Source organism: Xanthomonas hawaiiensis, from assembly GCF_031834635.1.
Classification (GTDB): Bacteria; Pseudomonadota; Gammaproteobacteria; order Xanthomonadales; family Xanthomonadaceae; genus Xanthomonas_A; species Xanthomonas_A sacchari.
The window spans coordinates 2,998,804-3,011,440 of record NZ_CP115873.1; the positions used below are offsets into that span (position 1 = coordinate 2,998,804).

The 12,637-nt window shown below is 69.3% G+C and carries 12 protein-coding genes; 3 read left to right on the forward strand and 9 right to left on the reverse strand.

What is annotated here, in order from left to right:
- Window positions 1–17: 17 nt before the first annotated feature.
- From argC to PG878_RS12955, 8 genes are all read right to left on the reverse strand, one after another.
- Complete coding sequence (gene argC / locus PG878_RS12920) at window positions 18–998, reverse strand: N-acetyl-gamma-glutamyl-phosphate reductase (protein WP_209032594.1); 981 nt, start codon at window positions 996–998, stop codon at window positions 18–20.
- A complete protein-coding gene (locus PG878_RS12925) occupies window positions 995–1,624 on the reverse strand; it encodes a GNAT family N-acetyltransferase (protein WP_209032595.1) in 630 nt (209 codons plus the stop codon). Before PG878_RS12925 ends, argC begins: the two co-directional genes overlap by 4 nt.
- 14 nt (window positions 1,625–1,638) lie before the next feature.
- Window positions 1,639–2,955 carry an acetylglutamate kinase gene (locus tag PG878_RS12930; RefSeq protein ID WP_209032596.1) on the reverse strand — a complete coding sequence of 439 codons (1,317 nt, stop codon included), beginning with the start codon at window positions 2,953–2,955 and terminating at the stop codon, window positions 1,639–1,641.
- Between the two features lie 79 nt (window positions 2,956–3,034).
- Window positions 3,035–4,132 carry an acetylornithine deacetylase gene (locus tag PG878_RS12935; protein WP_209032597.1) on the reverse strand — a complete coding sequence of 366 codons (1,098 nt, stop codon included), beginning with the start codon at window positions 4,130–4,132 and terminating at the stop codon, window positions 3,035–3,037.
- A gap of 10 nt (window positions 4,133–4,142) precedes the next feature.
- Complete coding sequence (locus tag PG878_RS12940; RefSeq protein ID WP_209032598.1) at window positions 4,143–4,595, reverse strand: GNAT family N-acetyltransferase; 453 nt, start codon at window positions 4,593–4,595, stop codon at window positions 4,143–4,145.
- A gap of 247 nt (window positions 4,596–4,842) precedes the next feature.
- Window positions 4,843–6,078: an argininosuccinate synthase gene (locus PG878_RS12945; RefSeq protein ID WP_209032599.1), complete on the reverse strand. Its 1,236-nt coding sequence runs from the start codon at window positions 6,076–6,078 to the stop codon at window positions 4,843–4,845.
- A 58-nt stretch (window positions 6,079–6,136) separates the two neighbouring features.
- Window positions 6,137–7,168 (reverse strand): N-acetylornithine carbamoyltransferase, encoded by a 1,032-nt coding sequence (locus PG878_RS12950; protein ID WP_209032600.1) that lies wholly within the window; start codon window positions 7,166–7,168, stop codon window positions 6,137–6,139.
- Window positions 7,169–7,466: 298 nt separating this feature from the next.
- The gene (locus tag PG878_RS12955) at window positions 7,467–7,994 is read right to left on the reverse strand and encodes a hypothetical protein (RefSeq protein WP_209032601.1); all 528 of its coding nucleotides are present in this window, start codon (window positions 7,992–7,994) and stop codon (window positions 7,467–7,469) included.
- Between the two features lie 142 nt (window positions 7,995–8,136).
- On the opposite strand from PG878_RS12955, the gene cysS reads away from it, so the two are divergent.
- From cysS to PG878_RS12970, 3 genes are all read left to right on the forward strand, one after another.
- Window positions 8,137–9,552, forward strand: coding sequence for a cysteine--tRNA ligase (gene cysS / locus PG878_RS12960; RefSeq protein ID WP_209032602.1), 1,416 nt, complete (start codon window positions 8,137–8,139; stop codon window positions 9,550–9,552).
- Window positions 9,553–9,742: 190 nt separating this feature from the next.
- Complete coding sequence (locus tag PG878_RS12965; RefSeq protein ID WP_017912501.1) at window positions 9,743–10,183, forward strand: SufE family protein; 441 nt, start codon at window positions 9,743–9,745, stop codon at window positions 10,181–10,183.
- Entirely contained in the window at window positions 10,180–11,430 is a 1,251-nt protein-coding gene (locus tag PG878_RS12970; protein WP_209032603.1) for an MFS transporter, read from the forward strand. Before PG878_RS12965 ends, PG878_RS12970 begins: the two co-directional genes overlap by 4 nt.
- A 129-nt stretch (window positions 11,431–11,559) precedes the next feature.
- On the opposite strand, the gene PG878_RS12975 is transcribed toward PG878_RS12970, so the two are convergent.
- Entirely contained in the window at window positions 11,560–12,636 is a 1,077-nt protein-coding gene (locus PG878_RS12975; protein WP_209032604.1) for an alpha/beta hydrolase, read from the reverse strand.
- Between the last annotated feature and the right edge of the window lies 1 nt (window position 12,637).

Consider the following 12,637-nt stretch of genomic DNA (forward strand, 5'->3'; position numbering starts at 1 on the left):
GCGTTGACGTCGGGGACCTACTCCGGGGTGTCCATGAGCGGGATCGAGGTCAGTTCGTCCACGCCCAGCGCCAGGTTGAGGTTCTGCATCGCCTGCGTCGCGGCGCCCTTGAGCAGGTTGTCCAGCGTCGCCACCAGCACCAGGCGCTTGTTGCCCGGGGCCAGGGTGAAGCCGCCGAGCTGCACACCGTGGCGGCCGGCGATGCGGCTGACCCAGGGCGCCTCGTCCACCACCTCGATCAGCGGCTCGCCGGCATAGCGCGTGCGATACAGCTGCTGCACCGCATCCAGCTTGAGCGGCTGCTGCAGCCACAGGTTCACGGTCATGGTGATGCCGCGGAAATGCGGCGCCACGTGCGGCATGAACTCCACCGGCACGCCGAGCTGCGCGGACACCTCGCGCTCGTGCATGTGGTCGGTCAGCGCGTACGGCATCAGGTTGTCGTGCAACAGCGCCGGGTTGTTCTTGTCCGACGGCGTGGTGCCGGCGCCGGAATAGCCGGACACGCCGAAGCACTGCGGCGGCCCGGCGAGCTGCTCGCGCAGCGGCGCGATCGCCAGCTGCATCGCGGTGGCGTAGCAGCCCGGGTTGCTGATGCGGCGCTGCCCGGCATAGCCGGCGCGGGTCAGCTCCGGCAGGCCGTAGTACCAGGCCGGGTCGAAGCGGTAGTCGGCGGACAGATCGACCACGATCGGGTCGGGCGCGCCCGCAGCGACCGCTGCATCCAGCGCCGCCACGTAGGGTGCAGCCTTGCCGTTGGGCAGCGCCAGCACCACCACGTCGGCACGCTTGGCCGCCACCGCCTCCGGGTCGAGATTCTCGTAGTGCAGCTCGCCCTGGTAAGCGTCGTGATGGGCATCGACGCGCTGCCCGTCCAGCTCGCGCGAAGAAAGGAACGCCAGGCGCAACTGTGGATGCGCGGCGATCAGGCGGATCAGCTCGGCGCCGGTATGGCCGCGGGCGCCGACGATGCCGATGGAATGAATGGGAGTGCTCATGCGTGCGAATCCAGGCGGAACTGCAGGTGGCGTTTCACCCCGGCCCATTCCGTGTCGATGATGGAGAAGATGACGGTGTCGCGCGGGGTGCCGTCGGCGTGGCGCTTGTGGTTGCGCAGCACGCCGTCCTGCTTGGCGCCCAGCCGCGCGATCGCGGTGCGCGAGGCGTGGTTGAACCAACTGGTCTCGAACACCACGCTGAGGCAGCCGAGCGTGTCGAAGGCATGCCCGAGCAGCAGCAGCTTGGCCTCGGTGTTCAGGCCGCTGCGCTGCACCCGCGGCGCATACCAGGTGTAGCCGATCGACAGCGTCGGCACCTGCGGATCCAGGCCGTAGAAGCGAGTGCTGCCGACGATCTCGCCCTGCGCATCGCGCACCACGAACGGCAGCACCCGGCCCAGCGCCTGCACCTCCAGCGCGGCGGCGACATAGGCGTCCACCCGCTCCGGCGTCGGCACGTTGGTGTACCACAGCGCCTCCAGGCCGCTGCCGCGCACGGCGCTGCGCAGGCCCTCGGCATGCGCCGCCTGCAGCGGCTCCAGGCTGACGTGGCGGCCGCGCAGCGTCGCCACCTGACGCCAGGATTCGGGAAGCGCGGGATCGATGCTGGAGATGGGAACGGTCATGACGGCGGCGCCGCTCAGCCCTGCAGGGTCGGCGTGCGCGTGGCGCAATGCGCCACGCAGTGCTGGATCTGCTCGAAGGTCTCCAGGCCGTACCAGAACACCTTCCACTTCTCCTGCTTGAAGCAGCCGTCGGACTCGGCGTAGTAGAAGATGTTGACCTGGTTGTTGTGGCGCGAGCGCCAGAACAACTGCGGCGTCTCCTCGCGCATCACGTTCCACACCGCCCGGCCCAGGCCTTCGCCCTGCGCGTCGTCGAGCACCGCGAACTTGTCCAGATACGTATAGCCACCCTCGTCGGTCAGGATCACAGCGGTGCGGTAGTTCTCGCTGACATAGGCGCGCAGCAGCGTGGTGGTGTCGAAATAGTCCGGCACCAGGGTACGGCCGAAGCTGGATTCGATCAGGGTCTTCAACCGCGGCAGGTCCAGCTCGCTCCACGCCGTGGCGCGCAGCACCTTCTCGCCGCGCCGCACCAGGGTACCCGAGCCCTTGTGGGTGAACAGTTCCTTGGCCAGGTCGGCCGGGCGCGTGATCGACACCGACGACTCCAGCGGCAGCCGGTCCAGCAGGTCCTTGATCTGCTCGATCTTCACCTTCATGCCGCCATGGATCCACGGCTGCGCGATCAGGTGGTCGTACTCGGTGGACAGGTTGATCGAATCGATCACCGTGCCGCGCTCGTCGAGCAGGCCGCCGGTGCCGGTGAGGAAGATGATCTTGTACGGCTGCAGCTCCTGCACCAGTTCGTTGGCGGCGAAATCGGCGTTGATGTTGAGGATCTGCCCGCTGGGGGTCTCGCCCAGGCTGGTGATGACCGGGATCGAGCCGGCCTGCAGGCTGGCCTCGATCGGCGCCAGGTTCACCGCGGTGACCTCGCCCACCAACCCATAGGTGTCGCGGTCCAGGTACTGCGCCTCGAACACGCCGCCGGTGATCGAGGTGGCGCGCGCACCGTTCTGCTGCAGCGCCTCGACCAGCTTGAGGTTGGAGGCCTGGAACACCCGGCGCACGATCGCCAGCGCTTCCGGCGAGGTCACCCGCAGGCCGTTGACGGTCTGCTTCTCGATGCCGGCGGCGGACAGCTCCGTGTCCAGCTGCGGGCCGGCGCCGTGCAGCACGATCGGGGTCAGGCCGACTTCCTGCAGGAACGACAGCGAGGAGGTCAGCGCCTCCAGGTCGTCGCGCAGCACCGCGCCGCCGACCTTGACCACGGCGAAGCGCTTGGCGTCCAGTTGCGAGAAGCGCTTGAGGTACTGGCTGATTTCCTTCGCGCTGGCCATGCTCGAAAGCAGGCGCACGATGGTCTGGCGGGTTTGGCGGTTGGCGTGCATGGCGTGGGGCGGTGTCCGAAGGAATCCAGGATGGAGCCGATCGCGGGATCGGTCCGGGTGGCGTGGGAAGACGCGCGGCTCAGCGCGCGCCGTTGATGATGCGGTGCACCGAGTCCGCGTAGCGCTGCAGTTGCTCCAGCGTCACGAACTCGTCGGCGGTGTGCGCCTGGGCGATGTCGCCCGGGCCGTAGACCAGCGCGGTGTAGCCGCCGGCGGAGAACAGCGAGGCCTCGGTCCAGAAGTCCACCGCGTTGCCGATCGGCAGCTCCAGCGCATCGGCGACGTCGCGCGCGGCCAGGCGCTTGTCCTCGGCGCGGGCAATGTCTCCCGACGGCAGGCTCGGCCCGCGGAAGGTCTCCTCGAAATGCGCCGCGGCCGGCTCGGCGAGGCCGGCGAAGGTCGCGAGCAACGCGTCCACGTTCATCGACGGCAGCGGCCGGAAGCCGAAGCGCAGCTCCGCCGCCGGCGCGATCATGTTGGCCTTGATCCCGCCCTCGACCCGGCCGATGTTGAAGCGCAGCCCGGTCAGCCCGCCGAAGCGCGCATGCGCCAGCGACTCCACGTGGTCCAGCGCGCGGCCGCCCCAGCGCATCGCCTGGTGCAGCGCGCTGGCCGCGGCATCCTGCCTGCCGGAGGCATGCCCGGCGCGGCCGGCGAAGCGCATCAGCACCGAACTGATGCCGCGATGCGCCAGCACCGCCTCGCTCATGGTCGGCTCGGCCACCAGCACCGCCTCGTAGGCGAGGCCGCGGGCCAGGAACGCGGCGATGCAGCGCGGGTCGTTGGCCTCCTCGTCGCTGGAGAACAGGAACGCGGCATCGCCGTCGCCGGCATTGGCCGCGGCCAGCAGCGCCGCCGCCGCGCCTTTGATGTCGCACACGCCCAGGCCGACCACGCGATCGTCCAGGCGCCGCATGCTGTGCGGATCGGCGCTCCAGTGCGGCGAATCCGGCACCGTGTCCAGGTGCACGTTGAACAGGTACCTGGGCGTGCCGCGTACCGCGTACAGGCTGACTGCGCCGGCGCCGTGGTCGATCACCTCCACCGCGAAGCCGGGCAGCTGCGTGCGGATGTAATCGAAGATGCCATCGGTCCCGATCGCCCGCGGCGGATTGCGGGTGTCGAAGGACACCAGTTCGTTCAGGTGGGTCAGGGTGGATTCGAGCAGGTCGGTCATGGGGATCGGATCAGGCGGCCGTCGCCGCGGCCTGGTAGATGTCGGAACGCAGCACTTCCATCAGCGTCTGCGGGCGCGCCGGCGCAGCGAAGCCGTACTGCGCATACAGCGCATGCGCATCGGAGGTGGCGAGCATGAAGCGACGCAGGCCTTGCAACTGCGGGTGGGCCATCACCACCGCCACCAGCTGCTTGCCGTAGCCGCGGCCGCGGTAGGCGTCGAGCACGAACACGTCGGCGAGGTAGCCGAAGGTCGCGCCGTCGGTGATCACCCGGGCGAACGCCACCTGCCCCACGCCGTCGAGATGGCCGCCGAAGCACAGCGAACCGGCGATCGCCCGCTGCACCGTGTCCAGCGGGATGCCCAGGCTCCAGTAGGCCTGCTCGCTGAGGAAGCGATGGATCAACGGCAGATCCAGTTCCTGCTTGTCGGTGCTGATGCGTAGTGCGTGCATGGGTTCCATCGCAGTGGCCCCTTCTCCCACCGGGAGAAGGGGCCCCCGAAGGGGGCGGATGAGGGGCGCCTCGCGAAACTTCGAGAAGCGCCCACGCCGAACGCGTCGCCACGCGCCCGGAGGGAGAACGATGGGAGCAAATACTGCAGCAGTTCCCCATGGCTGGCGCGTGGCGACGCGTTCGTCATGTCGGTTCCGAAGGCTTCCTGCGGCGCCCCCAACCCCTCTCCCGGAGGGAGAGGGGCTTTTCGGAGTGTCAGCGATTGACCTGCGCGTACAGCGTCGAGCTCATGCCGAACAGCTTGATGAAGCCCTCGGCCTCGGCCACGCCCCAGTCCGCCGACTGCGCATAGGTCGCGCCCTTGGCGTTGAGCAGGTGCGGCGACTTCACCGCCACCGCGTCGACGCGGCCACCGCGGGTCTCCAGCGTCACTTCGCCGTTGACCATCGCCTGCGACGACTTCAGGAAGGCTTCCAGGTCGGTCTTCAGCGGGTCGTGGTAGAAGCCTTCGTAGACCAGCTCCACCCACTTGCGCGCCACGTCCGGCTTGAAGCGGTTCTGCTGCTTGGTCAGCACCGCGTCCTCCAGCGCGCGGTGCGCGGCCAGCAGCGACACCAGGCCCGGCGCCTCGAACACGATGCGGCCCTTCAGGCCGATCACGGTGTCGCCGGTATACACGCCACGGCCCACACCATAGGGCGCGAACAGCTTGTTGAGCTTGGCCAGGATCTGCTCGCCCGGCAGCGCCTTGCCGTCCAGCTCGACCGCCTCGCCCTGCACGAACTTCAGCTTCACCGTCAGCGGCTCGGTCGGCCACGCGCTGCGCGGCGCGCACCAGCCGCGGGCGCCCTCGCCCGGCGCTTCCCAGCGGTCGATCTCGCCGCCGGACATGGTCAGGCCGAGCAGGTTTTCGTTGATGGTGTAGGCCTGCTGCTTGGCACGCACGCCGAAGCCGCGCTCCTCCAGGTACTTCTGCTCGTAGGCGCGGGTCTGGGTGTGTTCCTTCTGGATCTCGCGGATCGGCGCGACGATCTCGTAGTCGCCCAGCGCCTTGACCGCCAGGTCGAAGCGCACCTGGTCGTTGCCCATGCCGGTGCAGCCGTGCGCGATGACCTTGGTGCCCAGTTCCTCGGCGCGCTTGAGCGCGGCATCGACGATCAGGTAGCGATCGGACACCAGCAGCGGGTACTGGCCCTGGTAGCCCTCGCCAGCCCACACGAACGGCTTGACGAAGCCGGCCCAGATCGCCGGGCCGCCGTCGACGGTGACGTGGCTGGCCGCACCCAGTTCCGCAGCGCGCTTCTCGATGAAGTCGCGCTCCTCGGCATCCACGCCGCCGGTATCGGCGAACACGGTGTGCACCGCATAGCCCTTGGCCTGCAGGTAGGGAATGCAGAAGCTGGTGTCGAGGCCGCCGGAGAAGGCGAGGACGATGTCCTTGAGGCCGGGAGTGGAGACAGGGGAATCGGGAATGGAAGAAGCGGTGCTCATGGCGGTTTCCTTGATGACGCGTAAAAGTGGGGGCGAAGGCGGTTGCTGCGACGATTCTCTATTCCCGATTCCCGATTCCCGCTTGCGAAGCAAGCGCCGCCATGATCGCCTTCTGCACATGCAGGCGGTTCTCGGCCTCGTCGATGGCGATGCAGTTGGGCGAATCCATCACCGCGTCGGTAGCCTTGACGTTGCGGCGCAGCGGCAGGCAGTGCGAGAACACGCCGTTGTTGGTCAGCGCCATCTTGCGTTCGTCGACGATGAAGTGCTGGTACTGGTCGCGGATCGGTTTCTCCGGGCCCCAGTTGCCGAAGAACGGCAGCGCGCCCCAGCTCTTGGCGTAGACCACGTCGGCGCCGGCGTAGGCGCTGTCGATGTCGTGGCTGACGGTCAGCGAACCGCCGCTCTCCTGCACGTTCTGCGCGGCCCAGCCCATGTAGCGCTCGTCGAGCACGTAGTCGGGGGTCGGGCACAGCAGGGTCACGTCCATCCCGAGGCGGGTGGCGATGGTCAGTGCGGAATTGGCCACCGCGGTGTTCAGCGGCTTGGGATGGTAGGTCCAGGTCAGCACGTACTTCTTGCCGCGCAGGTCGCGGGTGCCGAAGTGCTCCTGCAGGGCCAGCGCATGCGCCAGCTCCTGGCACGGGTGGGTGATGGTCTCCATGTTGATCACCGGCACCGGCGAGTACTTGGCGAAGCTCTTCAGCACCACGTCCTCGCGGTCCTTGGCCCAGTCGACGAACTTCGGGAACGCGCGCACGCCGATCAGGTCGACGTAGCGGCCCAGCACCCGCGCCACCTCGGCGATGTGCTCCTCGGTGTCGCCGTCCATCACCGTGCCCAGGTCGAATTCGATCGGCCATGCGTCCTTGCCCGGCTGCAGCACCACCGCGTGGCCGCCCAACTGGAACGCGCCCAGCTCGAAGCTGGTACGGGTGCGCATGGACGGGTTGAAGAACACCAGCGCGATCGACTTGCCCTTCAGCTCGCTGCCGAGGCGGTTGCGCTTGAACAGCGCCGCCTGGGTCAGCAGCGCGTCGAGTTCGGCGCGGCTCCAGTCCTGGGTGTTCAAGAAGTGCTTCAGAGACATCGATCGATCCTTTGCAGCGGTGGGGACGCGGGACGCGCGGGAGGTGCTGTGGGGTTGTTCTTTACGGGTGAAACTTTTCCGGCCGATGAAAACGAAAAAACCCAGCCTCGGGCTGGGTTTTCAGAACGAACGGCACGACGCTCCGGTTACCCAGCGAGAATGTGGGATTCCGGTCGACGCGCGCGCGACGTCATGCCCGAGGCCATGCGTGCGGCGCTGAGATCGTGCTGGGGCAGGTTCGCTTTCATCGGCGCGCATCCTCGCACGCGCACGCCACAGGCGCAAGCGCGCGCGGCGCTCAGCGCGGCGGCACCACCACCGCGTCAGGCACGTACGGGGCCACGGAGACGCGGATGCGCAGCCGGTTGCCCGGATCTTCCGGCAGCCGCGAGCGGTACTTGGTGCCCTTGTAGACATAGTCCACGTCGTAGGCGATGGGCCGGCGGAACTCGCGGCCGACCTCGACCATGCGGCAATTGCGTCCGCCGTTCGGCGCCGTGGCCGGCGTAGCGGCCGGGGCCGGCTCCTCGTGGCGGCGGCTGAAGATGTCCTTCACCGAATCCATCAACCGGTTCAAGCGGCTGTCGTCCTCGGCCGGTTTGGGCGCCGCCGCCGGGGCCGGCGCGGGGGCCGGATCGCATTGCTGCTCGGTGCGGGTGGCGCGCAGGGTCTGGTAGACCGGCTCCACATTCAGGACCTGGGCGTAGTCCAGCTTGACGTTCTCGATCACCACCACCCGGTTGCGCGCCTCGGAGTCCTGCGCCCAGGCCGGCGCGGCGGCGCAGGCAAGGAGGCCGACCAGCGGCAACAACGGGTTCAGGCGCATCGGCAGCAGCTTCGCAAGGGCAGACCCACGAGTGTAGGCATGGCGGCTTGCGTCGGGCTGAACGCGAGCCGAAAGGCGCTCCCCGCGCCCGTCCCGGGACGGCTGCCGGTAGAATCGGACGGTTTCCCCACCGCCGATGCCGATGAGCCTGCGCCTGCACAACAACCTGACCCGCCGGGTCGACGCCTTCGAACCGCTCGATCCGGTGGCCGGCCCGACGCTCTACGTCTGTGGCCCTACCGTCTACAACTACGCGCACATCGGCAACGCCCGCGGGCCGGTGGTGTTCGACGTGCTGGCGGCATTGCTGCGGCGCCGTTACGGCAAGCTGCGCTACGCCCGCAACATCACCGACGTGGACGACAAGATCAACGCCGCCGCGCAGGCGCAGGGCGTGCCGATCTCGGCCATCACCGACCGCTTCGCCGCCATCTACCGCCAGGACATGGCCGCGCTGGGCGTGACCCCGCCGGACATCGAGCCGGCGGCCACCGCGCACATCCCGCACATCGTGGCGATGATCGAGCGGCTGATCGCCAGCGGCCACGCCTATGCCGCCGAGGGCCACGTACTGTTCGCCGTGGCCAGCTTCGCCGAGTACGGCAAGCTGTCGCGGCGCGACCCGGAAGAGATGCTGGCCGGCGCCCGCGTCGAGGTGGCTCCGTACAAGCGCGACCCGGGCGACTTCGTGCTGTGGAAGCCCTCCAGCGACGACCTGCCGGGCTGGGACTCGCCATGGGGCCGCGGCCGCCCCGGCTGGCACATCGAGTGCTCGGCGATGGCCGCCGCGCACCTGGGCGAGACCATCGACATCCATGCCGGCGGCGTCGACCTGCAGTTCCCGCACCACGAGAACGAGATCGCGCAGAGCGAATGCGCCCACGGTGGCGCCCCGTTCGCCCGCGTCTGGCTGCACAACGGCATGCTGACCTTCAGCGGCGCCAAGATGAGCAAGTCGCTGGGCAACATCGAGACCGTGCACGACCTGATCGCCCGGCATCGGCCGGAGGCCCTGCGCTGCGCCCTGCTGAGCGCGCATTACCGGCAGCCGCTGGACTGGTCCGACGCCCTGATCCAGGCCCAGGTCGCCCGGCTCGACGGCCTGTACGGAACGCTGCGCGATCTGCAGGCCATCGACGCCGAGGCGGTCATTCCGGCCGAGATCGAAGAAGCACTGGACGATGACCTCAACACGCCGTTGGCGCTGTCGGTGCTGTCGAGCCTGGCGACCCAGGCGCGGCAGGCACTGCGCGAGGCGGCGCCCGCCGGCGGCCCCGACCCGGCCGATGCCGCGCAACGCGCCGACGCACTGCGCCATGCCAAGGGCCGCCTGCTCGGCGCCGGTCTCGCCCTGGGCCTGCTGCTGCAGGATCCGCAGGTCTGGTTCCAGGGCGCCGGCAACGAGGACGACGCCCGCATCCAGGCACTGATCGATGCCCGCAGCGCCGCCAAGCAGGCCCGCGACTTCGCCCGCGCCGACGCCATCCGCCAGGAACTGGCCGAGGCCGGCATTGTCCTGGAGGACACGCCGCAGGGTGTACGTTGGAAGCGTGGGTAACGGCACCCTCGCAGAAAAAGGGAGCACGGCTGTTCCCTTCTCCCTCCGGGAGAAGGTGGCGCGCAGCGCCGGATGAGGGTACGGCGCGAAGCGACTCGCATCGACAGTTCGCGAGGCTTCGCACGTACCCTCACCCCAACCCCTCTCCCGGAGGGAGAGGGGCTTTACATCGCTTGATCTTGGATTGCTGATGACCGACACCGACTTTCCGCTCGAACCCACGCCCGCCGACGCCCAAGCCGCCATCGCCGAGGAATTCGGCTTCTTCGGCGACTGGTCCGAGCGCTACCAGTACCTGATCGACCTCGGCCGCAAACTGCCCGCCTTTCCCGAGCACTGGAAGACCGAAGAACATCGCCTGCACGGCTGCCAGTCGATGGTGTGGATCGTGCCCGAGGGCAATGCCGAGCGCCTGGTATTCCATGCGATCAGCGATTCGGCGATCGTCTCCGGGCTGATCTACCTCGCGCTGCGGGTCTATTCCGGACGCAGCGCCGCGGACATCCTCGCCACCGCGCCAGACTTCGTCGCCGCCATCGGCCTGGGCAAGCATCTGTCGCCGACCCGCAGCAACGGCCTGGCCGCGCTGCTGGCCTTCATCCAGGACACTGCGCGCGCCCAGCAGGCATGAGCGCGCCGCTGCCCACTCCACCGCAGACCCTGCGCACGCTGCTGGCGCACCCCGGCTTCGCCCTGGTGCTGGCCTACCGCATCCTGGCGATGCTGTCCTATCAGATCGTCGCGGTCACGGTCGGCTGGCACATCTACGAGATCACCCGCGACCCGTTCTCGCTGGGCCTGATCGGGCTGGCCGAGATCCTGCCGTTCTTCTGCATCGCCCCGTTCGCCGGCTACCTGGTCGACCACCTGCCACGTCGCTACCTCGGCATGCTCGCCAGCGTCGGCCTGATCGCCACCGCGGCGGTCCTGCTGGCGGTGAGCCGCGGCTGGCTGTCGGCGCAGGGCGTGTGGCCGATCTACGCGGCGATCGCGCTGACCGGCGCCGCGCGTGCGTTCCTGTCGCCGGTGTACAACGCGCTGTTCGCCCGCGTCCTGCCGCGCGAGGCCTATGCGCGCGGCGCCAGCGTCGGCAGCGTGGCGTTCCAGGCCGGCATGGTGATCGGCCCGGCGCTGGGCGGCCTGCTGGTCGGCTGGGGCGGCAAGAGCCTGGCCTACGGCACCGCCATCGGCGCCTCGACCGCGGCGCTGCTGGCGCTGTGGCTGCTGCGCGTGGCCGAGCCGGTGCACGAGGGCCCACGCGCACCGATCTTCCGCAGCATCGCCGAAGGTGCGCAGTTCGTGTTCTCCAACCAGATCATGCTCGGCGCGATGGCCCTGGACATGTTCTCGGTGCTGCTGGGCGGCGCGGTGTCGATGCTGCCGGCCTTCATCCACGACATCCTGCACTACGGCCCCGAAGGCCTGGGCATCCTGCGCGGGGCACCGGCGCTGGGCTCGATCCTGGTCGGCGTGTGGCTGGCGCGGCACCCGCTGCAGCGCAATGCCGGACGCGTGCTGCTACTGGCGGTGGCCGGCTTCGGGCTGTGCACCATCGCCTTCGGCCTGTCGCGGCACTTCTGGCTGTCGGCGGCGATCCTGCTGGCCTACGGCATGTGCGACGGCGTCTCGGTGATCGTGCGCTCGACCATCCTGCAACTGGCCACGCCCGACGCGATGCGTGGCCGCGTGTCCTCGATCAACGGCATCTTCATCGGCTCGTCGAACGAACTGGGCGCGTTCTACGACGGGGTCATGGCGCGGTTGATCCATCTGGTGCCGGCAGTCGTGTTGGGCGGCTGCGTCACCCTGGGCGTGGTCGGCATCACCGCGTGGAAAGCGCCCAAGCTGCGCAACCTGGATCTGCGCGACCTGCAGTAGGCCCGGGCTGACGACGCGCGTGCTTCATCGCCAGCATGCGCGGTAACAGCAGGGTGTCGCTGCACATCGCGTGCGGCGAAGCCGCTGCACGCGGGCAGCACGACGTTCTTCAAGATGCGACGGCCGCGCTCACCGCGCGGCCGCCACCGCATGCGCCTGCGCCTCGTCGGCCGCCCAGGCATGCGCGCAATCCGGCACGCCGGCCGGCTGCACCAGGCCGCCCTGCCCCGCCAGGAACCGGCAGGTGGCGGCGAACACCGCCGGCACCGCGTGCGAACGGATCGGCGAGGCCAGCACGTGATTGTCCGCCCCGGGGAAATCCACCGCCTGGCGCAAGGCCGGCGGCGTTCCCAGTTGCTTGAACATCGCCTGCAGCGCCGCCACCGACACCGTGCGGTCCTGGTGCTGCGGATCACGATAGTAGTAGCCCAGGAACACCGGCACGTGGATGCGCGCATAGGTCGTCGGCTGCATGCCGCCGCGGGTCAGCGCGGCCAGCGCGCGGTAACCGTCCAGGTGCGTGGCGTCGGCCCAGTAGGCGCTGTCGACCGGATAGCGCAGGATCGGATCGCCGCCGTTGTGCGTCCACGCCAGCAACTGCGCGCCCCACGGCCACAGCATCGGCTGCAACTGATCGCCGTACTCGCGCACCAGCGGCGACCACAGCACCAGCGCCTGCACCTGGCGCGGATTCGCCGCCACCGCCTGCAGCGCCAGCGCGCCGCCCATCGAATTGCCGATGACCACCACGCGATCGCCGAGCACCCGCGCCACCGCCAGCGCCTCGGCCGCGCCGGCGAGCAGGCGCCCGGCATCGACGCCGCGCAACGCATCGGCCGCCACCAACCCGTGCCCGGGCAGGCGCGGCAGATACAGATTGCAACCGAAGCTGCGCGCCAGCCGCACGTGCGTGGGCGCGCCTTCGCCCTGGCTGGCGGTGAAGCCATGCAGATAGACCATGGCGCACGCGCGGCGTCCCGGATGCGCCGGATCGGCCCAGACGATCCGCGCCTGATTGTCCGGGCGCAGCCCCGGCGTGGCGCGTTCGCGCGCATCGATCCACGCCTGCAGCGCCAGCGGGTTCTGCGGCACCGCCGGCGCCGCCACCTGCGGCAGGGCCACGCTGACCCGCGGACCCAGCGCAACGACCGCGAGCAATAACAAGGCGATCAGGATCGGCAAGCGCCAGCGACGGCGTCTGCGCATG

Coding starts and splice junctions, on each gene's coding strand:
- PG878_RS12975 (WP_209032604.1), bottom strand. CDS start 12,636: ATGCGCAGACGCCGTCGCTGGCGCTTGCCGATCCTGATCGCCTTGTTA.
- PG878_RS12945 (WP_209032599.1), bottom strand. CDS start 6,078: ATGAGCACCGCTTCTTCCATTCCCGATTCCCCTGTCTCCACTCCCGGC.
- cysS (WP_209032602.1), top strand. CDS start 8,137: ATGAGCCTGCGCCTGCACAACAACCTGACCCGCCGGGTCGACGCCTTC.
- PG878_RS12970 (WP_209032603.1), top strand. CDS start 10,180: ATGAGCGCGCCGCTGCCCACTCCACCGCAGACCCTGCGCACGCTGCTG.
- PG878_RS12940 (WP_209032598.1), bottom strand. CDS start 4,595: ATGGAACCCATGCACGCACTACGCATCAGCACCGACAAGCAGGAACTG.
- PG878_RS12965 (WP_017912501.1), top strand. CDS start 9,743: ATGACCGACACCGACTTTCCGCTCGAACCCACGCCCGCCGACGCCCAA.
- PG878_RS12950 (WP_209032600.1), bottom strand. CDS start 7,168: ATGTCTCTGAAGCACTTCTTGAACACCCAGGACTGGAGCCGCGCCGAA.
- PG878_RS12955 (WP_209032601.1), bottom strand. CDS start 7,994: ATGCGCCTGAACCCGTTGTTGCCGCTGGTCGGCCTCCTTGCCTGCGCC.
- PG878_RS12930 (WP_209032596.1), bottom strand. CDS start 2,955: ATGCACGCCAACCGCCAAACCCGCCAGACCATCGTGCGCCTGCTTTCG.
- PG878_RS12935 (WP_209032597.1), bottom strand. CDS start 4,132: ATGACCGACCTGCTCGAATCCACCCTGACCCACCTGAACGAACTGGTG.
- argC (WP_209032594.1), bottom strand. CDS start 998: ATGAGCACTCCCATTCATTCCATCGGCATCGTCGGCGCCCGCGGCCAT.
- PG878_RS12925 (WP_209032595.1), bottom strand. CDS start 1,624: ATGACCGTTCCCATCTCCAGCATCGATCCCGCGCTTCCCGAATCCTGG.